This is a genomic window from Kitasatospora sp. NPDC051705 (assembly GCF_044453265.1).
GTDB lineage: Bacteria > Actinomycetota > Actinomycetes > Streptomycetales > Streptomycetaceae > Kitasatospora.
In genome coordinates this window covers 234,983-255,205 of sequence record NZ_JBITCO010000004.1, presented here as the reverse complement: position 1 = coordinate 255,205, position 20,223 = coordinate 234,983, and the positions used below count along the sequence as shown (strand labels likewise).

Genomic DNA, 20,223 nt, shown 5'->3' with positions numbered 1-20,223 from the left:
CGTTGAGCCGGTCATGAACAAGTCGAAGCGTGTCCTCACCGCCCTCGCCCTGATGGGCTCGGCCCTCGCGGCCACCGCCTCCTCCGCCGGCTCCGCGCACGCCCTCGCGGGGATCGGGGAGGGGCCCGGCGGGCCGTTGGCGGCGCCCGGCTTCCTGCTCGCGGACGTGGTCAGCGGCGGGGAGCTGCCGGTCGGGCAGGGGCAGATCGGCACCCTGGCGGACCAGGCCGTCAAGGAGAAGGTGAAGGAGGCGAAGGGGCACTAGGTGTTCTGTCCCGTGAGGTTGGGGATGCGGCTGGCGGGTGGCTTGCCTGCGAGTGCGGTGTGTCCGCGGTGGTGATTGTAGGTGTGGAGCCAGGTGGGGTAGGCGTCTCGGCGTTCCTGTTCGGTGCGGTAGGGCCTGGCGTAGGCCCATTCGTCGAGCAGGGTGCGGTTGAAGCGTTCGACCTTGCCGTTGGTCTGGGGTCGGTAGGGGCGGGTGCGTTTGTGTGCGATGCCCTCGGTGGCGAGGGCGTCGCGCCAGGCGTGTGACTTGTAGCAGGCGCCGTTGTCGGTCATGACGCGCTGGACGGTGATCCCGGCCCGGGCGAAGAACGCGTTCGCCCGGGCCCAGAACGCGGCGGCGGTCTCCTTGCGTTCGTCGGTCAGGATCTCGCTGTAGGCCAGGCGGGAGTGGTCGTCCACGGCGTTGTGCAGGTAGCTGTATCCGGCGCCGGAGCGGGTCCTGCGGCCGGCCTGGCGGCCCAGGCTCTTGTGGCCGCCGCCGTCGGGGATGTTGCCGAGCTTCTTGATGTCGACGTGGACCAGTTCGCCCGGTGCGGCGCGTTCGTAGCGCCGCACCGGGCGTCCGGTGGCGCGGTCGAGGTGCGCGAGTCGGGCGAGGCGGTAGCGGACCAGGACCCGGTGGACGGTGGCCGGGTTGAGTCGCAGCAGGTAGGCGATGCGGGCCGGTCCCCAGCGGCGCAGGACGCGGACCTTGACGATCCGCCGCTCGGTGCGGGACGGCAGCCGGCGCGGGCTGTGGTGCGGGCGGCTGGAGCGGTCGCTCATGCCGGCCTCGCCGAGCGCGCGGTAGCGGTCGGCCCAGCGCTTGGCCGTGGTCGGCGAGACCTGGAAGCGCTCGGCGGCCCGCCGCAGCGGCCAGCCGTCCTCGACCACGCAGCGGGCCAGACGCAGGCGTCCGGTCTCGGTCAGCGGTGCGTTACGGTGTGGCATGAGGGCCTTTCTGGGAGCCGGTGCAGATGTCGCAATCCACACCGAGCCAGAAGGCCCTCACTCATTTCAAGATCGCCAGGCCGTGAACCCCGTCACCAACCTCCGTGGTCAGAACAACTAGGGCGTGTCTTTCGGATCACGCCAGGCGATCGCCGCCGGGGCACGCACCTCGCCGGCTTCTCGTCAGTCGCCGATGCTCCGCATGGACTCCCTCCTCGGCGCCGCCGATGCACGCACCCCAACGACGCCCGCTGATCCGACGTGATCCGAAAGACACGCCCTAGCGTGGGGCGCCCGCCGGGCCTACTCGTCCAGCTCGGCGACGCCGGTGATGCGGTGGAGGGCGAAGGTGCGGAGCTCGTCGGCGTGGTGGTCGAAGGCGGTGACGAAGCCGCCCTCGACCTTGACCGGGTCGATGATGCGCTGGCTCGCGATGCCCTCGGCGTTGAGGTAGCCGATCCACATCCGCTCGCCGAGCAGGACGGCGGTCTGCAGGGCGGCCAGCGTCTCGGCGGCGGCGGTGCGCGGCAGCTGGCGCGGGTCGGGGGCGGGTTCGCGACGGTTGGCGGTGGCGGCCCGGTCGCCGGCCCGGACGGCCTTGATGGCGGCGGCGAGCAGCACGTCGTCCGGGGTGGGCGGGCCGTCCGGGACGGGGGTCGGGGCGGTGCGCGGCGGCGTGCGGTGGCTGTCCGGGCGGGTGATCAGGACGTCTCCCTCCGCGGACTCGGCGGCCGGGGCGTAGCCCATCGTCCGCAGTGCGGCGAGCAGGACGTCCGGGGCGGCCTGGGCGGCCAGGACGGTGGGCGCGAGCAGCCGCAGGCGCAGGTCGGCGGAGCGGCGGTCGGCGAGGACCTCGTTCAGCAGGGACGGGTCGTCGCAGCGCAGGTAGGACGAGGCGGCGCCGACGCGCAGGACGCCGTGCCGGCGGGCGACGTCGTCGATCAGGTAGCCGAGCGGCTGCGGGACGGGCGTGCGGCTGTGCTGCTCCAGGAAGGCCCGCAGGTCGGCGGCGGTGCGGCCGGCGTCCAGGGCGCGGCGCACCGAGACCGGGGTGAACCGGTAGACGGTGGCGCCGCCCTTGGACTCGATGTCGGCGCAGAGGGCGAGCGCCTGCGCGAGCGGGGTCAGCAGCGGGCCGGGGGCGATCGCGGTGAGGTCCGGCTGGAGGATCACGTGGTCGAGCGGGCGCGGCAGCAGCGGGGCGAGCACCTCGGCCGGGTCGGACTCGGCCGTGAGCAGCGCACGGGCCGGGGCGGCGAGCGCGCCGCGGCCGGTGATGCCGAGGAGTTCGGCCTCGGCGAGGGTCCAGGTGGTGAGGTCCTCGCGCAGCTCGTGGCCGTCCGGGCCGGTCGGTCCGCCGCGCAGCGGCCGCTGCCAGCGCAGGGTGGGCAGCAGGTCGGCCGCGGTGGCGGGGGTGCCGGGCGGGAGTTCGGCGAGCAGGGCGAGGGCGGCGCGGCGGACGGAGGGGGCGAGCGTGCGGTCGAGTTCGGGGCCGAGCGCGGCCCGGGGCTTGCCCTTGCCGTCGGGGGTGCCGGTCAGGGCGGGGACGCGGGTGGCGGCGAGCCAGGCTCCGGCGAGCAGGGACCAGCGCTCGGCGGTGTCCTGCTGGAGCCAGGTGTCGTAGGCCGGGGTCGGGGCCCAGCGTTCGTCGGCGTCGCCGTCGGGGGCCAGCAGCCCGGCGGTGTAGGCGAGTTCGAGCCAGAAGGCGGCCTGCTGCTCGGTGGTCTCCAGGGTCTGGGCGGTCCGCTTGAGGTCGCGGACGCCGAGGCCGCCGGCGCGCAGGGTGGGCGGCGGGGTGAGGCCCCAGCCGTCGAGCAGCTCCTCGACGGTTCTGACGGCGGTGTGGGCCTGGCCGGCGGCGGCGTTGTCCACAGCCTGTGGATCGCGCGCGGGGGCGGCCGGCGCGGGCTCGGGCTGGACCGGTTCGACGGTGCGGTGGGTGCGGCCGCCGCGCAGGTGCAGGGCCAGCTCGCGCGGCAGCACCACGCTGCCGGGGCCGCTGGGCAGCAGCAGGCCGCGGGCCAGCAGCCATTCGACCGGGCTCTGGGCGTCCGCCGCGGTGACCGGGCGGGTGGCGTCCGGGACGGTGCCGGTCGGCGGGCCCCAGACCAGCCGTTCCAGCAGCCGCAGTGCGGGTTCGGGGGCGGTCTCCAGCAGCGCCGAGCAGCGGGCCCGGTCGCTCAGCAGCGCGGTGAGCGCGGCGACGGCGGTGACCGGGTCCGGCGTGGCGGGCTGCCCGGCGGAGGCGAGCAACTGCTGCAGCCGGGCCGGGGACACGCCGATCGTGGCGTCGGCGAGGGTCGGGCCGAGGCCGGTGCGGCCGGGGTTGGCGGCGGTCGGGGCGAGCGCCTCGCGCACCGCGAGGACCAGCCGCAGGCCGTTGTCCGGGCCCCAGAGCAGGGCCCGGTCGCGCAGGGTGGCGACCGCCCGGGGCAGGGCGGCGGCCACCGCGGACCGGTCGGCGGGGGTCAGCGGGGTCGCGCCGGGGTGCGGCCGGACCTTCGCCGGGCCGGTCAGCAGGGTGCGCACGGCGGCCAGGCCGGTGCCGTCCGGTGCGGTGGCCAGGGCCTCGGCGACCTGCAGGGTGAAGCGGTCCAGGCGCTCCAGGGCGCGCAGGGCCGAGGCCCGGGAGGAGAGCCGGGCGGACAGCTGGGTGAGGTCGCCGGGGACGGGGTTGAGCAGGTCGGGGCGGGAGCGGAGCAGGGTGGCGAGCGCGTCGTCGGGGCGGGCGCGCAGCTCCTCGGCGAGGGTGCGGGGGCCGGCGGCGGACCGCCCCTGGCGTTGAGGTCCCTGCTGTGTGGTCATTCGACCTAGGTTAGTCGGGCGGGCGGGCGGCGGGGTGTCCGTCCGGCGGCCGCGGAACCGGGGTTGTTCGGTGGGTCAGGCCGGGGGCTGCCGGGCATCCGGCCGGGCGTTGCGGGCCGCCGGTCCGGTCGGGGGGTCGGCCGGGTGCTCCGGTCCGGGGTTCCGCTCGGGGGCTCGGGGCGGGGTTCCGGTCGCGGGGACTCGCGTGGTCGGGGGCGGGGTGGGTAGCGTCACGGCCGAGGGTGGTCCGGTGGGCCGGGGTTCGGGCGCGAGGCGGGGTGTCGGTGATGACGGACGGCGAGTGGTGGCGCAAGAGCGGGCCGTGGAGCGACCGTTCGGGGGGCGGGGCCGGGAGCGGCCCGGCCGTGCCCGGGCCGGCTGACGGCGCCGGTGCCGCCGGGGGAGCCGCCGCGGCGTCCGACGGGGACGGCGTCTACGACGTGCCGGCCACCGGGGGCGCGGGCGGCGCGACCCCGTCGGTGCCGCTGGACCCGCCGCGGACGGCCGCGAGCTCCCCGGTGTCGATGGACAAGCCCCGCTTCGAGGCGGCGGCCGAGCAGGACCCGGACGCCCTCCCGCCACCGCAGGTGTACAGCTCGGGGGCCAACGGCTGGGACCTGGTGCTGCTCAACTTCTCGGACGCGCCGCCGGCTCCGCCGAAGGCCGTCCCCGAGCAGCGGGCCGGCGCCGAGCCCGCGGCGGGGGCCGGGGCGGCCGCCGGGACGGCCGACGCGGCCGCGGGGAAGGGGCGGAAGCAGCGGAAGGCCCGGGCGAAGGCGGCCGCCGCGGAGCAGGCCAAGGCCAAGCCGGCCGCGGGCCCGGCACCCGCCGACCAGCCGGGTGCGGGCGCCGCGGCGGGGGTGCGCCGGCCGTCGCTGCTGATCCTGCTCTCCTGCGGGATGCTGGTCGGCGGTGCGGTGTCGAGCTTCTTCCCGGCCATGCTGGTGGGGTGGGCGCTGGGTTACCTGTCCAGGCAACTCTCGGATCTGATGCGCAAGTTCGCCATCCTCGGGGTGCCGCTGATCACCATGAGCGCGGCCACCCTGCACGCCATGCAGGCCAAGCAGGGCGCCCAGGGCGGTGCCGGTGTGCAGGCGGGCTCCCAGCTGACGCAGATCAGCTGGTCGGCGGCGCCGGGAGTGCTGCGGCTGGCGGCGGTGCTGTCGGCGGTGGTCCTGCTGCTGCTCAGCCTGCGGCGCCGGCCGCCGCAGCAGGGCTGACGGGCAGCCGTCCGCAGGCTGGCTCGTCAGCCGGGGGCCCGGCGGTCACCCGTCGGCCGTGCCGTCCTTCGGTACGAGGGCGGCGAAGCCGGTGCAGAGCTGGCGGATGCTCCGGGTGAACTTCTCGTCCTGGGTCAGCCGGGGCATCGCCCCGCCCATGATCAGCGGGAACCGCGCGCACAGGTCGGCGTAGCGCTCGGCGGTGACGGCGGGCGGCGAGGCCGGCTGGTTCTGCTCCTGGAGGACGAAGCCGGTCGCGTGGCTGAGCAGGGTGTCGGCGGCGATGCCGCAGTGGGCTTCGGGCAGGCCGGCGTCGAGGAGGGTGCGCAGCAGGCGCTCCATCAGGGACAGGCCGCCGGTGCTGAGGACGCCGGGGCTCTCGGCGAGCAGCAGCGCGCCGCCCGGGTGCCGGCGGATGGCGTGGCGCAGGGTGGTGGCCTGGGCCTCGATCCGGTCCTGCCAGGTGGCGGTGGGCGGGAGGGAGGTCAGGGCCTCGGTGCCGGCGTCGTAGGCCTGTCGGCAGACCCGGTCGGCCATCAGCGCGAGCAGTTCGTCCTTGCCGCGCACGTGGTAGTAGAGGCTTCCGGCGTGGGCGTCGAGGCGGTCGGCGACCTGACGCATGGACAGGTTGTGGTACCCGACCTCGGCGAAGACGGCCATGCCCGCGGCGACGATGCGCTCCTTGGTGAGCTTCATGGGGACCACCGTACAGCCTTTTCCAACACCGTTCGAAAACTGTGCTAGCTTTGCGCCAGCAGGTTTCGAACGGTGTTGGAAAACGCCGCAACCGGGGGGAGGGCCAGGACATGGAGGCGATCGTCTTCAACGTGACCACGGCCGCACTGATGGTCATGATGGTCAACTGCGGGCTCGGCGTCGTCGGCCGCGACACCCTGCGCGGGCGGCCCGTCCCCTGGGCGGCCGTCGCGCTGACGGCGATCGCCGTCGGCGGCGTCCTGCTCCAGCTGCTCTGGTCCGGTGCCATGGACGCGCTCGACGCGGACCCCGCCAAGTCCGGCTGGTGGCGCGAGTTCACCTCGGTGTTCATGCAGAACGGCGGCCTCGGCGGCGGCCTCTGGAACCTCGCCACCCTCGCCGCCGTCGCCGCGCTCGCCCAGTGGTACTGGGGCGGCCCGCTCACCCTCTCCTTCTTCCTCGCCGGCATCCTGCTGCCCGGCCGGATCGACGACCTGCTCGGCTTCGGCGACGGCCCCAGCACCGACCCGCGCAACTTCGCCGGCAGCTCCGGTGCCACCTACTTCCTCGGCGCCACCCTCGCCCTCGCGCTGCTCACCCGCACGGGCCTCGCCAAGGAGCGCGCCCTGGCGGTCGGCGTCCCGGTGCTCGGCCTGGCCATGTGGCTCGCCCAGGACAACGGCCACGGCCTGGTGGCGGTCTACGGCTTCGCGCTCGCCGCGGCGGTCCACGCCGCCCGCGGCCTGGTCACCCGCCCGAAGGCGGACCGGACGGCCGACCTGGCCGAGCACGACGCGGCCTGACAGAGCGCGCTGCGCCCCAGCGCGACGCGGCCCGACCGACCACGACCCGACCGGGCGCTACGCCGGCCCCGCCGCCCGCAGCGCCCGGTCCACCAGCGCGTGGTGGCGTTCCCACCAGTCCGCGATGCGGACGGCCGCCCGCATCGCGTAGGCCTCGACCAGGTCCTCGTCGTCCGCCGGCAGCGCGAGGTCGAGGTACTCCCAGCGCGGCCACCAGTCCCAGGGCGCCTCCCCCACGAGGGGCTCGCAGGCTTCGTCCAGGTGGTCGTAGACGGCCGGATCCGTCGCCCGGATCCCCAGGAACGGGCGCAACTGCCCCCGCTTCTCGAAGGGGTCGGGCTTGGCCCGGGAGCCGAGGCCGATGCCCGCGCGCGGCCTCCCGTCGGCGGTGCACCAGGTGGGTCTGGTCAGCAGGACGGCGCGTTCGGGGTAGGTCTCGGGCTCGCCGCCGGTCCTGGTGCGGCCCTCGGCCCGGTAGTCGAACGGGGCGACGACCCGCACCGGCCCGGCCAGGCCGAGCCCGCCGAGCGCGGTGCCGACGGCGGCGGGCAGCCGGGTGAGCACGTCGCGGGCCGCCGCCCGGGCGTCGAGCAGGTGCTCGCCGTGACCGAGCCAGAGCCGGGCTGCCGCCTGGTTCGCCGGAGTCATGCCGGTCATCCTCTCCAAGGTCTCCAGGAGGTCCGCGGCGGTCTCCCGGCCGCGGTGGGCGTGCGCGGGGCGCGGGGTGTCGGCGAGGGCGCGGCGGAGCACCCGCGCGAAGGTGCGCAGCGACACCGCGGTGAAGCGGCCGTCGGCGGGAGCGTCGCCGTCGAGCGTGAGGAACAGCAGGACGAGCGGCTGCGGTTGGGCGTGGTCGTCGGCGAGGCGTTCGGTCTGCCGGGGGCCCTCGGCGGCGTCCACCTTCAGCTCGATCACCAGCTTGAACGCGGGCGCGGTGACGACGATGTCCGCGCGCGACCGCGCCCGCACCACCTCCAGCTCGACCCGGGCCCGGTGGAGCCCGTCGGCGGCGGCGAGGTCCGCGCGTCCCGCGGTGGCGAGCAGCCCGGCGAGGACGGCGGTGCCGAGGCCGTGCGGGCGGCGGGGGTCGAGCAGCCAGCCGATCAGCAGCTGGTGCGAGCGTTCCCTGCGGTCGGTCCCCAGGACGTCCAGCACGGTGGTGGGGCCGGGCATCCAGAGCCCGGCGGTGTTCAGGCGGGTGATCTCCGCCTCGGCGGCCGACCACCGGTCGGCGTCCGCCGGCGTTCCGTTCGGTGCGGCCACCGTCCCCTCCCCGGTCGTGTTCCCGACCGATCCTCGCAGCCCGGGCGTGCGCCGGGCGGCCCGTCGGCGCTGCCGATGCGCAGTCGTGACGCGGGGCCGGCCGGGGTGTCGGCGGGCCGGTGTGTACTGGCTCCGCACCGGTGTCGGCACCCGCCCGTGCCGACGGTGGCCCGCACCGGTCCGAACCGCTCCCGTGCCGTGGAGGTGGCCGATGGCCCGACTGTCCGTCCGTTCCGGCCTGTACCCCGACGCACCGCTGGTGCCGGTGGCCGTGCTGCTCGTCGACCCGGAGGGCGGCCCCGGCGAGCGCGCCCTGAACCGGCTGGGGTCGTACTGCCACGAGGGCGACGGGGTGTTCCACCTGGTGCAGACCGACGGCTGGGCCGAGCACGCGTGGGCGGGGGGCCGGTTGGCCGTGGACGTCGCGGTGTACCCGTTCGCGCTGGAGCAGGTGGGTGTCGATCCGGCCGGCTTCCCCGTCCGGTCGGCCGTCGACCCGCGGGCCGTCGTGGTGCTGCGCGCCGAGGCGGCCGTCGGGCCGGAGCTCGCCGCCCGGCTCTGGGAGGGCACGCTGGTGGTCAGGGCCGCGGCCGGCACCCCGGTCGAGGAGGCGCTCGCCGCCGGGGACGACCGGCCGATCGTCCTCGCGCCGCCGCCGGAGGACGACGACGCGGAGGACGGTGACGAGGGCCCCGACGAGGAACCCGACGAGCGAGGCGGTGACGGTCCGGGGGAGGGCTGAGGCGGGGACGGCGCGGGGTCAGGCGGCCTGCCCGGCGGCCGAGGTGAGGATCCGGGAGACGACGAGCCCGGGCGCGTCGGTGGGGAGGGCGTGGCCGGCGCCGGGGACGATCTCGACCCGCGCGTGCGGGGCGAGCCGGGCGGCCGCCCGGTGGGCGTCGTGCAGGGCGCTGCGTTCGCCGAGCAGGACGAGGGTCGGGAGGCCGGCGAGCCGGGCGAGCTCCCGGTCGTCGAGGGTGGTGGCCGGGGGGAGTGCGCGGCGGAAGCCGAGGGAGGCGCGGACGAGGGTCATCAGCTCGGTCTCCAGGATGGTGCTGTTGTCGACGAGGCGGGCCAGTCGGGGGCGCAGGGGCCGCGGGGCGGTGGCGGCGAGGCCGCCGGCGATCAGCCAGGTGTAGAAGCGTCGGCCGGGGTCGGCGAGGCCGGCCGGGTCGACGAGGGTGAGGCCGGCGGTGCGGCCGGGGTGGTGGAGCCGGTGCTGGAGCGCCAGCCAGCCGCCGTAGGAGCAGCCGACCAGGTGGGGGTCGGACAGCCCCAGGGCGGTGAGGAGTTCGTCGAGCCAGGCGGCTCCGTCGCGGCCGTCGCGGACCGGGGCGGTCTGGATGCTGGCGCCGGGTTCGCCGACGGTGTCGACGGCGATGACGGGGTGGTGCTCGGCGAGCGGCGCGACGTAGCGGTGCCACATCAGGGCGTTGCCGCCGGAGCCGGGGAGCAGCACGAGCGGCCGTCCGCGGTCGGGGCCGGTGCGGTAGACGCGGGTGGTGCCGAAGGCGGTCGGCAGGTCGAGGGTCGTGCGGTGGCCCGGCCAGAGCTGGGCCAGGGCGCGTTCGTAGGCGGCGCGGAAGCGGTCTTCGGTCTTGGTGTTCCGGAACTCGCTGATTCGCATGGTACAGATGTATCACAGGCATGATACGGATGTACCAGGAGTCGGTGAGCGGAGGCCGCACCATGACCACGAAGCCCGACCACGAGGAGCGCCGGCGGCAGATCGCCGAGGCGCTGCTGCGGATCGCGGCCACCGACGGCCTGAAGTCGGCCAGCATGCGGGCCGTCGCGACGGAGGCCGGCGTCTCGCTGCGCCTCGTGCAGTACTACTTCACGACGAAGGAGGGGCTGCTGCTCGACGCCTTCGCCCGGCTCGGCACCCAGCTCCAGGCCCGCATGCAGCGGTGGATCGGCGACGCGCGCGCCCCGCGGGAGGTGGTGACGGCGATCCTGTCGAGCATCCTGCCGACGGACGAGGAGAGCCGCCGGATCACCCGGACCTACACCGCCTACTACGCGCTGGTGCTCGACGACCCCGAGGTGATGGGCCGTACCGGGGCCGGTCAGCCCGACCTGCTGGAGGGCTTCCTCGCCCGGCAGCTCCGGGCGGCGCAGGAGAGCGGCGGGATCGACCGGGAGCGGGACGCCGCGATGACGGCCGCCGGACTGCTGGCGATGGTCAACGGCCTGGGGTCGAGCGTGCTCGGCGGTCAGCGCGACGGCCGCGCCGCGCTGGCCGTCCTCACCCACCACCTGGACGAGCTCTTCCGCCCGTCCGCGCCCGGCGGCCGGCTCTAGCCCGGCCGTCCGGCTCCGGGCCGGACGCCCGCGCCCGGACCGTCCGATGCGCGCAGCGCCCCGCCCGGCGCGGGCCGGGGAGGCGCTGCGGGTCGTCCGTCGTGATCAGGCCGCGGCGGGGGCTGCGGCCGCCCGGGCCTGGGCCTCGGCCTCGGCCTGGGCCCGGCCGCGGGCGCCGGCCCGCTTGGCGTAGGCGATCGTGAAGTAGACCAGGCCGCCGAGCACCGCGTACGGGAGGATGCTGTTGACGGTCACCACGGTGCCGTGCGACATCGTGTAGACGAGCGCGATCCGCAGGACCGCCTCCAGGACGAAGGCGGTGCCCCACACGATGGTCAGGTTGCGCTGGACGCGGCGGAAGCCCGGGTACTGCCACATGCCGTTCCACCAGGAGACCATCTCCGGGGTGCCGTCGGTGGCGAACTTGCGGCCGAAGTAGAACATGATCGGCCGGGGCGCGGCGAGCGAGGCGAGGTAGAACACCCCGAGCAGGCCCGAGACGAACGAGTCCTTGGCCAGCAGCATCTTCGGGTCCTGCGGCCCGATCAGCGCGACGACGAGCGAGAGCCCGACGAAGACCAGCGAGACCACGGCGAACTCGTCGATCCGGCGGTGCCAGGCGAGGTAGATGACGGTGTCCAGCACCGGTCCGAGGCCCGAGAGCAGGATGGCGGCGGACTCGCTGTAGCCGTGGTCGTGCAGCTGGTTGTAGATGAGGATCGGCGCCGCGACGTTGAAGGTGAGGCTGACCAGCCAACCGAGCACGGCGGCCTTGCCCTTGCGCGCGGGAGCGGCCGGGGCGATGGAAGTTGACACTCTGTTGATTCCCCCGAGGTGGTGCGGATGGAGCGCGCCCATTGTGGCGGACCGGCCGGTCGGTCGCCTAGCCGGTAGTGCTCTGTGGATCACTGCCGTGGTCGCGATCCCGGGCCCGCACCGCGGAGGCCGGTGCCCGCCCCCGTGGGGCACCGGCCTCCGCAGCCTCCTCCGCCCGCCGCTCCGCCCGCCGCCGCGGCCCGGTCAGCGGTCGAAGCCCGCCAGCAGTCCGCGCGGGTCGAAGGTGACGCGGATCCGGGCGATCCGCCCGTTCTCCACGTGCGTCCAGTTCGCCGTCGTCGTCGGGTCCGCGACGGAGGTGTGCAGGTCGAACCAGGTGATCACGTCGTCGCCCTCCGCCACCCGGCCGTGCACCTCGATCCGCTCCAGCACCTGTCCGAGCCGCCGCAGCCCGTTCAGCGCCTCCTCCGCCCCGGAGGCGGTGCCCAGTGTCCCCACGAAGTCGACGTCCTCCGCCAGCAGCCCGCGCAGCGTCTCGAAGTCGCCCGCCTCCCAGGCCGCGAAGTAGGTCTCGGAAATCTCGCGTGCAGTCCTCGTCGTCATGGATCCATCCTCTGCCCGCCCGATCGATCCGTCCAACAGATGGATCAGATGCCGACTATCGTTCCTGATTATGGAGATGCATCAGCTGCGCTACTTCGCCGCCGTCGTCGACGAGGGATCGTTCACGGCCGCCGCGATGCGTCTGCACGTCAGCCAGTCCGGGGTCAGCACCCAGGTCGCCAAGCTCGAACGCGAGCTGGGCCAGCAGCTCGTCGACCGCTCCGGGCGGGGTCGCGTCCGTCTCACCCCGGCCGGGGAGGCGGTCCTCCCGCTGGCCAAGGACGCGCTCGCCACCCTGGACGCCATCCGGCACACCGCCGCCGAGTTCGCCGACGCCGTCCGCGGCCGGGTCCGGCTCGGGATGATCATGGGCTGCTCGATCCCGCCGTTCCTCGACGTCGTCGCCGACCTCGGCCGCACCCATCCCGGCATCGAACTGAGCCTGCACGAGGGCCACTCGGAGCGCCTCCAGGCGCAGGTGCTGGCCGGCGCCCTCGACCTGGCCCTGATCGGCTTCGCCGGCGACCCCGCCCCCGGCCTGGACGTCACCGTCGTCCTCGACGAGCCGGTCGCCGCCGTCGTCCCGGTCGGCCACCGCCTGGACCGGGACGGGCTGACGCTCGCCGACCTGCGCGACGAGAAGATCCTCTGCCTCTCCCCGGGCACCGGCATCCGCGCCGCCTACGAGCACTCCTGCGGACTGCTCGGCCTGGAGCCGCGGGTGGACATCGACGCCAGTTCCCCGGCCACCCTGCTCCTGCTCGCCCGGCGCGGCGCGGGCGTCGCCGTCCTGAGCCCGTCCTCCATGGACGGCGAGGGCCTGCGGGCAGTCCCCGTCGTCGACGCGGCGACGCGCTCCCGCCTCGGCCTGGCCGCCCGCCCCGACCAGCACTCGCCGGCCGTCCGGCTGCTGTACGCGAGGCTGCGCGCGGCGCTGGCCGGCCCCGCCGGGGAACCGCCGCGCTGAACGGCCGCACTCGACCGCGGCGCTGGACCGCCGCTCGCCGCCGCCCCGCGCCAGGGCGCGGCTCAGGCCCCCAGGAAGCGCTGCAGCTCGTCCAGCACGAAGTTGGCGCCGGTGTAGCCGATGCCCTGGAACCACAGCTGGTCGTCCACCGGGAAGGCCCGGTGCGCCCGCACCGCCCCGAGCGCCTGCCAGCCGGGGCTGGCCAGCGCCGCGGCGGTGCCCGCCCGCTCCGGGTCGCCGTACGTGGCGTAGAGCAGCAGGTCGCCGTCCGCCCGCCCGATCTGGTCCAGCGGGACCTCGACGTCGGACTGGTCGACGTTCTGGGCGTCCGGTCGCGCCACCTGGGCGTCGGCCAGCACCGTCCCGGGGAAGCTCTGCCTCCCGAACATCCGGATCCCGCCGCCCTCGACGAACCGCACCAGGCTCACCCGGCGGCCCGACAGCTTCGCCGCCGACAGCGACTGCGCCACCTGCCCGGCGTGCTTCTGGTAGGCGCCGGCGAAGGCCGCCGCCGCGTCCTCCCGGCTCAGCGCCTGGGCGTGCAGCTGGACGTTCGCCTTCCACGGCGCGCCGCTGGTCTGGGTGAGGACGGTCGGTGCGATCTCCCGCAGCCGGTCGTACCGGTCGCCGTCACGGGTCTGGTTGGACAGCAGGAGGTCCGGCCGCAGCGCCCGGACCGCGGTCAGGTCCGGCGCGCCGGCCGGGCCGATCAGGCGGATCCCGGCGACCCGGGAGTCCGGCCAGTACTCCGGGAACCGGGTGTCGGCGGCGGGGAGCGCGGCGCCGACGGGGGTGATGCCGAGGGTCAGCGCCGAGTCCAGTGCGTCCGTGTCCAGGACGACCACCCGCAGCGGAGCGCCCGGCACCACCACCGGGCCGGTGGCGGTGTCCACCGTGACGGGTGGCGGCGGGGTCGGGGAGGCGGAGGGGTCGGTGCCGACGCTGTCGGTGGTGGGCGGGGCCGGCCGGCCCGTCGTGCAGGCCGTCAGGCCGGTCGCGCCGACGGCGGCCCCGCCGAGGCCGGTGAGGAACGAACGGCGGGTGATCCGGTGCATCGGCGGTCCTCGGACGGTCGGACTTCGGGGGCGCGTCGATTATGTCCGGGTTGGTGGCTGGATTTCCGTTAAGTACCCGCGCCGTGCCGATGGCGTGCCCGCCGTCCCCCCGCCGTGTCCCCGCCACGAACGGGCCGCCCGACCGCCCCGGGCCCTGCGCCGGTCGGTCAGGCGTCCACCGTCGCCGCCCAGGGGGCGCCAGGGACGACCAGCGGCGTGCCCGTCACCGGATCCGGCACCACCACCGAGTCCAGCCCGAAGACCTCCCGCACCAGCCCGGCCGTCACCACCTCCCCGGGCGGGCCCTGCGCCACCACCCGGCCGTCCCGCATCGCCACCAGGTGGTCCGCGTACCGCGCGGCCTGGTTGAGGTCGTGCAGCACCGCCACCACCGTCCGGCCGCGTTCGACGTTCAGCCGGCGGACCAGGTCCAGCACCTCCACCTGGTGCGCGATGTCCAGGTAGGTGGTCGGCTCGTCGAGGAGCAGGATGTCGGTGCCCTGGGCCAGTGCCATCGCGATCCAGGCGCGCTGGCGCTGGCCGCCGGAGAGCTCGTCCATGCTGCGCGCGGCCAGGTCCGCCGTCGACGTCCGCTCCAGCGCCTCCGCGACGGCCGCCTCGTCCTCGGCCGACCACTGTCGCCACCAGCTCTGGTGCGGTTGCCGGCCGCGGGCGACCAGGTCCGCCACCGAGATGCCCTCCGGGGCGGTCGGCGACTGCGGCAGCAGGCCGAGCCGCTGGGCGATCCGCTTGGTCGAGATCCGCGCCAGCTCCTCGCCGTCCAGCAGCACCGCACCCCGGACCGGCTTGAGCAGCCGGCCCAGCGCGCGCAGCAGGGTCGACTTGCCGCAGGCGTTCGGGCCGACGATCACGGTCACCCGGCCGTCCGGGATCCTCACGTCCAGGCCGTCGACGACCGTGCGCGCCTCGTAGGCCAGGGTGAGGCCCCGGGCCTCCAGGCGGTGTGCGGTCATCAGGAACCTCCACGACGGGATCGGATCAGCAGCCACATCAGGTAGGGCGCGCCGACCAGCCCGGTCACCACGCCCACCGGCAGTTCGGTGGGTGCCAGCAGCCGCCGGGCGATCAGGTCGGCCAGCACCACCACCAGCGCGCCGGTCAGCGCCGAGCAGAACAGCGGGACCTGCGCGGACCGGGCCAGCCGCAGCGCGATCTGCGGCGCCATCAGGGCCACGAAGTCGACCGGGCCGGCGGCGCCCGCCGCGCAGGAGGCCAGCACGACGCCCAGCAGTGCCGTGCCGAGCCGGATCCGGTCCAGCCGCAGGCCCAGGCCGACAGCCGTCGCGTCGTCGAAGGAGATCGAGCGCTGGGCGCGCGCCGCCCACAGGGCGACCGGGACGGCCGCCAGCAGCACCCGCGCCAGCCAGCCGGCCTGGTCGTAGCCGGCGCCGTTCAGACTGCCCGTCATCCAGACCTTCGCGGCCTGTGCCTGGAAGGCGTCGCCCTTGGTCAGGAAGACCGAGGTGAGCGAGGAGAGCGCCACGCTGATCCCGATGCCGATCAGGACGAGCCGCTGCGCGTGCAGGCCGCGCCGCCAGGCCAGCGCGTAGACCAGGGAGCCGGCCGCCAGGCCGCCGGCCACCGCCGCGTACGGCGCCTGCCCGGTCGAGCCGACCACGCCGTAGGCCGTCAGGCCGACCACGGTGGCGGTCGCGCCCCAGGTCACGCCCACCACGTCGGGGCTGGCCAGCGGGTTCCGGGCGACGGTCTGGATCAGCGCCCCGGCCAGCCCGAACGCCGTGCCGACCAGCAGCCCGACCACCACCCGCGGCAGCCGGAACTCGCCCACCACCAGCTCGTGCGGACTCGGCCGGCCCAGCACCACCTTCACCACCTCGACCGGCGACACGGCGGACTCGCCGAGGCAGAGCGAGGCCACCGCGGCCGCCGCCAGGGCGACCAGCAGGCCCAGCGCCACCGCCGCCGAGCGGCGGTGCAGCAGGACGGAGGCCCGCCCGGCCCGCAGCGCGGTGTACCCCGGCAGGGAGACGGAGCTCATGCGGCGACCACCTTCCGCCGCCGGACCAGGGCCACCAGGACGGGTACGCCGACCAGCGCCGTCATCACGCCGGCCGGGACCTCGGACGGCGGGAAGAGCACCCGCCCGAGCGTGTCCGCGAGCAGCAGCAGGGCCGGGCCGAGCACGGCCGAGAAGGCGAGGACCCAGCGGTGGTCCGCCCCGGCGACGGCCCGGGCCGCGTGCGGGACGGCGAGGCCGACGAAGGCGATCGGCCCGGCCGCGGCGACGGCCGAGCCGGTCAGCACCGTCGCCCCGAGCGCGCCGACCGCCCGGACCAGGCCGGTCCTGGCGCCCAGCCCCTTGGCGGTGTCCTCGCCGAGCGCCAGCGCGTCCAGACCGCGCGCGACCGCGACCACCAGCACCGTGCCGACCGCCAGGAACGGCAGCAGCTGCCAGGCGACGTCCGAGGTCCGCCCGGAGAGCGAGCCGACGTGCCAGAAGCGGAACCGGTCCATGGTGGCGGCGTCGGTGGTCAGCACCAGGGTGTTGAGCGAGGCGATGAAGGCGGACGCCGCCGAGCCGGCCAGCGCCAGTTTGACCGGGGTGGCCCCGCCCCGGCCGCGCTCGGCCAGGCCGTACACCAGCACGGTGGCGACGACGGCCCCGGCGAAGCCGAACCACACGTACCCGGTCAGGGTGGAGACGCCGAACCCGGAGATGGCGACGACCACGCCGGCGGCCGCGCCCTGGGAGACCCCGAGGATGCCGGGGTCGGCGATCGGGTTGCGGGTGAGGCCCTGCATGACCGCGCCGGCGAGGCCGAGCGCGGCGCCGACGGCCAGTCCGACGACGGTGCGCGGCAGCCGCAGTTCGCGCACGACGACGGCGTCCGCCGTGCCGCCGCCGTGCAGCAGGGCGTCGACGGTGTCACCGAGCGGGACGGTGCGGCTGCCGACCGCCAGGCTCAGCAGCACCGCGACGGCCAGCAGCGCCAGTGCGGCGGCGAGCCACGGTATTCGCCGGGGCGGCGTCCGTCCTGCGCCGGGCGGCGCGGTGGTGTCGGTGGTGTCGGTCATGAGGCCTCTCCGCAGACAACTCAGGCAAACCTAAGTTCCGTCGCGAAGCGCGGGCAAATCCCCTCGTCGGGGGCGCCGGCGGTTGGATAGCCTGGCGGCATGCCCGAGACCTCCGCCGCCCCGCTCACCGTCGGTTTCGACCTCGACATGACGCTGCTGGACACCCGGCCGGGTATCCACGCGACCTATCTGGCGCTCTCGGCCGAGACCGGCACCCCCATCGACGCCGACCTCGTGGTCACCCGGCTCGGCCCGCCGCTGCTGGACGAGATCCGCAACTGGTTCCCGGAGGAGGAGGTGGAGCGCGCCGCCGCCCGCTACCGCGAGCTCTACCGCGACCACGCCTTCGCCCCGACCGTCGCCCTGCCCGGCGCGCACGCCGCCGTCGAGGCGGTCCGCAGCCACGGCGGCCGGATCGCGGTGATCACCGGCAAGTACGAGCCGAACGCCCGGCTCCACCTGGAGCACGCCGGCCTGCACGCGGACGCGCTGGTCGGCGACCTGTGGGCGGAGACCAAGGGCGACGCGCTGCGCGAGCACGGCGCGAGCGTCTACGTCGGAGACCACCTCGGCGACATCCGGGGCGCCCGGCACGCGGACGCCGTCGCGGTCGGCGTGGCCACCGGCCCCTACGGCGCGGACGAGCTGCGCGCGGCGGGCGCGGACGTGGTCCTGGCGGACCTCACCGGGTTCCCGGCCTGGCTCGCCGCCCACCTCGCGGGAACGCGCTAGGCGGCGGACTCCGCCCGCCGGCGCTGGGCCCGCGCGTTGCGCAGCAGCCCGACCAGCGCGGACAGGAACCCGGCCGGCATCAGCATGCTCAGCCAGTACGCGGCCGTCGGCAGCGGCGTCAGGTGCAGGAACAGCGGGACGAAGGTGACCAGGGTGGCGAGCGCGCCCAGGCCGAACACCACGGTGCCGGCCTTGACGTACACGTCGCCGGGGTCGGCGCTCTGGCTGCTCACGTCTGCTCGCTCCTCGGGGCTGGCGGGCGCGGTGCCCGGCGGGGCGTCCAGTCTGGCAGAGCGGCGGCCGGGCCCGCCCACCGGAGCGGTCCGGTCACGTTGCGCAGTTTCTCGGAAGCTGAACGTTTTGATCCCTGCTGAGCGGGGGTATGCAGGGGGTGCCGAGGGGTGCGACAGGTGCGCCCCGTGTCCTCAGACCCGGGGGTGTGAGCCGATGGACCGCGCCGAGTCGCGCCGCGGCCGTGCCAGGGCCGGGTCGCCCGCGACAGCGAGATCGCCGCGTCCGCACCGCCCGCTCCGGGCCCCGGTCGCGGATCTTCCGCGGAACGCGGATGAGGCAGTGACGGACCGTTAGTCTGCTCCTGACAGCGTGCCGACCGTGAGCGCCCGCGGGCGCCGAGCCGAGGTCGTCCGCCTTTCCCACCACCCAGTGATCCCCGGCCAGGGCCGGGATCCCTCACACCCATTCGAGGACTGTTCGAGATGCCCACCGGCCAGGTCAAGTGGTTCAACGAGACGAAGGGCTTCGGCTTCCTGTCGCGCGACGACGGCGGCGACGTCTTCGTCCACACCAAGGCGCTGCCCGCCGGTGTCACCGTGCTCAAGCCCGGCCAGCGGGTCGAGTTCGGTGTGGTCGCCGGCCACCGCGGCGACCAGGCGATGGCCGTGCAGCTGCTGGAGGCGCTGCCGTCGGTGGCCGCCGCCCAGCGCAAGAGCGCCGACGACATGGCGCCGATCGTCCAGGACCTGATCACCACGCTGGACGCGGTGCTGCCGGGCCTGCAGCACGGCCGCTACCCGGCCAAGCCGACGGGCCAGAAGCTGGCCGGCCTGCTGCGCGCGGTGGCCGACCAGTTCGACGTCTGAGGCCCGCGGGCCCCGGCCGTGGCGGCCGGGTTCAGAACGCCAGCGCACCCGGGTCGAGCGGGGGCACCAGCCCCTCCGCGGCGGCCCGGGTGAGCAGCGCGCGCACGGCCGCGTACCCCTCCTCGCCGAGGTCCGCGGTGAACTCGTTCACGTAGAGGCCGATGTGCTGGTCCGCGACGGCCGGGTCCATCTCCTGGGCGTGCGCCAGCACGTACCCGCGGCTGGCCGCCGGGTCGTCCCAGGCCTGCCGGACGGAGGCGCGGATCGTCCCGGCCAGCTCGCGCAGCCGTTCGGCGCCCAGCGAGCGCCGCGCGACGATCGCGCCGAGCGGGATCGGCAGCCCGGTCTCCCGCTCCCAGGCCTCGCCCATGTCGGCCAGGCTGTGCAGCCCGTACTGCCGGTAGGTGAAGCGGGCCTCGTGGATCACCAGGCCGGCGTCCACCCGGCCGTCCCGGACGGCGGGCATGATCTCGTGGAACGGCAGGACGACGATCTCGCCGAACCCGCCGGGCACCGCCCCGGCCGCCCAGAGCCGGAACAGCAGGTAGGCGGTGGACCGCTCGGACGGCACCGCCACGGTCCTCCCGGTGAGGTCCGCCGGCGCGGCGGTCCCGGGCCGGGTGAGCACCAGCGGGCCGCAGCCGCGCCCCAGCGCGCCGCCGCAGGGCAGCAGGGCGTACTCGTCGAGGACCCAGGGCAGCGCGCCGTAGCTGATCTTCAGCACGTCCAGTTCGCCGCGTTCGGCCAGGCCGTTGGTGACGTCGATGTCCGCGAAGGTCACCTCGGGGGCGTCCGCGCCGGCCACCAGGCCGTGCGCCCACGCGTGGAAGACGAAGGTGTCGTTCGGGCAGGGCGAGTACGCGATGCTCAGCCGTTCAGCCACGGCCGGCCTCCTCGATCAGTTCGGTGACGGGCAGCGCGGCGAAGGCCGCCTCCAGGGCGCCCAGGGCCTGGCCGATCCGCCAGGCGGCCCGGTCGCGCGGGCCCACCGGGTTGGAGACGGTCCGCAGCTCCAGCACCGGCACGCCGTGCCGGGCGGCGGCCTCGGCCACGCCGAAGCCCTCCATCGCCTCGGCGAGGGCGCCCGGGTGGCGGGCGGCCAGTTCGGCGGCCCGCCGCGCGCTGCCGGTGACGGTGGAGACGGTCAGCACCGGGCCGGTGAGGGCGCCCAGCGCCCCGGCGGCGCGGGCGACGGCCGCCGCGGGAGGGGTGTGCCGGACGGTGCCGAAGCCGAGCTCGGTGACGTCGGCGAAGCCGTCCCCGGTCTCGGCTCCGAGGTCGGCGGCGACGATCGCCGAAGCCAGCACGGTGGCGCCGACCGGGGCGTGCGGGGCGAAGCCGCCGGCGATGCCGGCGGAGACGACCAGGGCGTAGTCGTGCGCCCCCAGCGCGGCGGCGGTGGCGGCCGCGGAGGCCGCCGGGCCGACCCCGCCGGCCAGCACGTCGACCGGGGCGTCCTGGGCGCGGTGCAGGCCCCCGCCGGGCAGCGGCAGCGCGGCGGCCGTGCCGCCCAGCCCGCGCAGGACGGCCTCGGCCTCGGCGGGCACCGCGACGACGACGAGCAGCCGGGCCCGCCCGGGGCCCGACTGCTCGTTCCGCCCGTCGGCGGGCGCGTGCGCGGTCATC

22 protein-coding genes are annotated in these 20,223 nt (G+C 75.8%); 8 read left to right on the top strand and 14 right to left on the bottom strand.

Annotated features, from left to right (window positions below):
- Positions 1-13: 13 nt before the first annotated feature.
- Positions 14-265 (top strand): hypothetical protein, encoded by a 252-nt coding sequence (locus ACIA8Q_RS07710; RefSeq protein ID WP_360212634.1) that lies wholly within the window; start codon positions 14-16, stop codon positions 263-265.
- Here ACIA8Q_RS07710 and ACIA8Q_RS07705 read toward each other — a convergent pair.
- Positions 262-1,215: an IS481 family transposase gene (locus tag ACIA8Q_RS07705; protein WP_396316892.1), complete on the bottom strand. Its 954-nt coding sequence runs from the start codon at positions 1,213-1,215 to the stop codon at positions 262-264. The two genes, ACIA8Q_RS07710 and ACIA8Q_RS07705, sit on opposite strands and share 4 nt — an antisense overlap.
- A 303-nt stretch (positions 1,216-1,518) precedes the next feature.
- Positions 1,519-4,020: a helicase-associated domain-containing protein gene (locus tag ACIA8Q_RS07700; RefSeq protein ID WP_396316891.1), complete on the bottom strand. Its 2,502-nt coding sequence runs from the start codon at positions 4,018-4,020 to the stop codon at positions 1,519-1,521.
- 287 nt (positions 4,021-4,307) lie between these two features.
- Between ACIA8Q_RS07700 and ACIA8Q_RS07695 the strand changes: the two genes are divergently transcribed.
- Entirely contained in the window at positions 4,308-5,240 is a 933-nt protein-coding gene (locus ACIA8Q_RS07695; RefSeq protein ID WP_360212630.1) for a hypothetical protein, read from the top strand.
- Between the two features lie 45 nt (positions 5,241-5,285).
- On the opposite strand, the gene ACIA8Q_RS07690 is transcribed toward ACIA8Q_RS07695, so the two are convergent.
- Positions 5,286-5,936: a TetR/AcrR family transcriptional regulator C-terminal domain-containing protein gene (locus tag ACIA8Q_RS07690; protein WP_360212628.1), complete on the bottom strand. Its 651-nt coding sequence runs from the start codon at positions 5,934-5,936 to the stop codon at positions 5,286-5,288.
- Positions 5,937-6,046: 110 nt separating this feature from the next.
- Between ACIA8Q_RS07690 and ACIA8Q_RS07685 the strand changes: the two genes are divergently transcribed.
- The gene (locus tag ACIA8Q_RS07685; RefSeq protein ID WP_360212626.1) at positions 6,047-6,739 is read left to right on the top strand and encodes a hypothetical protein; all 693 of its coding nucleotides are present in this window, start codon (positions 6,047-6,049) and stop codon (positions 6,737-6,739) included.
- A gap of 57 nt (positions 6,740-6,796) precedes the next feature.
- On the opposite strand, the gene ACIA8Q_RS07680 is transcribed toward ACIA8Q_RS07685, so the two are convergent.
- Positions 6,797-8,002, bottom strand: coding sequence for a PD-(D/E)XK nuclease family protein (locus ACIA8Q_RS07680; RefSeq protein ID WP_360212624.1), 1,206 nt, complete (start codon positions 8,000-8,002; stop codon positions 6,797-6,799).
- Positions 8,003-8,213: 211 nt separating this feature from the next.
- On the opposite strand from ACIA8Q_RS07680, the gene ACIA8Q_RS07675 reads away from it, so the two are divergent.
- A complete protein-coding gene (locus ACIA8Q_RS07675; protein ID WP_396316890.1) occupies positions 8,214-8,744 on the top strand; it encodes a hypothetical protein in 531 nt (176 codons plus the stop codon).
- An 18-nt stretch (positions 8,745-8,762) separates the two neighbouring features.
- Here ACIA8Q_RS07675 and ACIA8Q_RS07670 read toward each other — a convergent pair whose 3' ends face one another.
- The gene (locus ACIA8Q_RS07670; RefSeq protein WP_360212620.1) at positions 8,763-9,629 is read right to left on the bottom strand and encodes an alpha/beta fold hydrolase; all 867 of its coding nucleotides are present in this window, start codon (positions 9,627-9,629) and stop codon (positions 8,763-8,765) included.
- Positions 9,630-9,691: 62 nt separating this feature from the next.
- Here ACIA8Q_RS07670 and ACIA8Q_RS07665 point away from each other — a divergent pair, with 62 nt between their 5' ends.
- Positions 9,692-10,306 (top strand): TetR/AcrR family transcriptional regulator, encoded by a 615-nt coding sequence (locus tag ACIA8Q_RS07665; RefSeq protein ID WP_387900799.1) that lies wholly within the window; start codon positions 9,692-9,694, stop codon positions 10,304-10,306.
- A 105-nt stretch (positions 10,307-10,411) separates the two neighbouring features.
- Here the strand turns inward: ACIA8Q_RS07665 and ACIA8Q_RS07660 are convergent, their stop codons facing one another.
- Both ACIA8Q_RS07660 and ACIA8Q_RS07655 read right to left on the bottom strand, forming a co-directional pair.
- Entirely contained in the window at positions 10,412-11,122 is a 711-nt protein-coding gene (locus ACIA8Q_RS07660; protein WP_396316889.1) for a VC0807 family protein, read from the bottom strand.
- Between the two features lie 204 nt (positions 11,123-11,326).
- Positions 11,327-11,686, bottom strand: coding sequence for a nuclear transport factor 2 family protein (locus ACIA8Q_RS07655; RefSeq protein WP_396316888.1), 360 nt, complete (start codon positions 11,684-11,686; stop codon positions 11,327-11,329).
- A 70-nt stretch (positions 11,687-11,756) separates the two neighbouring features.
- Between ACIA8Q_RS07655 and ACIA8Q_RS07650 the strand changes: the two genes are divergently transcribed.
- Positions 11,757-12,653, top strand: a complete 897-nt coding sequence (locus tag ACIA8Q_RS07650; protein ID WP_387900800.1) for a LysR family transcriptional regulator — start codon at positions 11,757-11,759, stop codon at positions 12,651-12,653.
- 62 nt (positions 12,654-12,715) lie between these two features.
- Here ACIA8Q_RS07650 and ACIA8Q_RS07645 read toward each other — a convergent pair whose 3' ends face one another.
- The 4 genes from ACIA8Q_RS07645 to ACIA8Q_RS07630 form a co-directional block, all read right to left on the bottom strand.
- Positions 12,716-13,708 (bottom strand): ABC transporter substrate-binding protein, encoded by a 993-nt coding sequence (locus tag ACIA8Q_RS07645; RefSeq protein ID WP_396316887.1) that lies wholly within the window; start codon positions 13,706-13,708, stop codon positions 12,716-12,718.
- A 167-nt stretch (positions 13,709-13,875) separates the two neighbouring features.
- Positions 13,876-14,682 (bottom strand): ABC transporter ATP-binding protein, encoded by an 807-nt coding sequence (locus ACIA8Q_RS07640; RefSeq protein WP_360212608.1) that lies wholly within the window; start codon positions 14,680-14,682, stop codon positions 13,876-13,878.
- Entirely contained in the window at positions 14,682-15,728 is a 1,047-nt protein-coding gene (locus ACIA8Q_RS07635; RefSeq protein ID WP_387900806.1) for a FecCD family ABC transporter permease, read from the bottom strand. The genes ACIA8Q_RS07640 and ACIA8Q_RS07635 overlap by 1 nt, the downstream gene beginning before the upstream one ends.
- On the bottom strand, positions 15,725-16,765 hold the full coding sequence (locus tag ACIA8Q_RS07630) for a FecCD family ABC transporter permease (RefSeq protein WP_396316886.1): 1,041 nt from the start codon (positions 16,763-16,765) through the stop codon (positions 15,725-15,727). Before ACIA8Q_RS07630 ends, ACIA8Q_RS07635 begins: the two co-directional genes overlap by 4 nt.
- A 99-nt stretch (positions 16,766-16,864) precedes the next feature.
- On the opposite strand from ACIA8Q_RS07630, the gene ACIA8Q_RS07625 reads away from it, so the two are divergent.
- Positions 16,865-17,497 carry an HAD family hydrolase gene (locus ACIA8Q_RS07625; RefSeq protein ID WP_396316885.1) on the top strand — a complete coding sequence of 211 codons (633 nt, stop codon included), beginning with the start codon at positions 16,865-16,867 and terminating at the stop codon, positions 17,495-17,497.
- Here the strand turns inward: ACIA8Q_RS07625 and ACIA8Q_RS07620 are convergent.
- The gene (locus ACIA8Q_RS07620) at positions 17,494-17,730 is read right to left on the bottom strand and encodes a hypothetical protein (protein ID WP_360212600.1); all 237 of its coding nucleotides are present in this window, start codon (positions 17,728-17,730) and stop codon (positions 17,494-17,496) included. The two genes, ACIA8Q_RS07625 and ACIA8Q_RS07620, sit on opposite strands and share 4 nt — an antisense overlap.
- Before the next feature lie 483 nt (positions 17,731-18,213).
- Between ACIA8Q_RS07620 and ACIA8Q_RS07615 the strand changes: the two genes are divergently transcribed.
- The gene (locus tag ACIA8Q_RS07615; protein WP_360212598.1) at positions 18,214-18,597 is read left to right on the top strand and encodes a cold-shock protein; all 384 of its coding nucleotides are present in this window, start codon (positions 18,214-18,216) and stop codon (positions 18,595-18,597) included.
- A 31-nt stretch (positions 18,598-18,628) separates the two neighbouring features.
- Here ACIA8Q_RS07615 and ACIA8Q_RS07610 read toward each other — a convergent pair whose 3' ends face one another.
- Positions 18,629-19,480, bottom strand: a complete 852-nt coding sequence (locus ACIA8Q_RS07610; RefSeq protein ID WP_360212596.1) for a 1,4-dihydroxy-6-naphthoate synthase — start codon at positions 19,478-19,480, stop codon at positions 18,629-18,631.
- Positions 19,473-20,222: a futalosine hydrolase gene (locus ACIA8Q_RS07605; RefSeq protein WP_396316884.1), complete on the bottom strand. Its 750-nt coding sequence runs from the start codon at positions 20,220-20,222 to the stop codon at positions 19,473-19,475. Before ACIA8Q_RS07605 ends, ACIA8Q_RS07610 begins: the two co-directional genes overlap by 8 nt.
- Position 20,223: the final 1 nt, after the last annotated feature.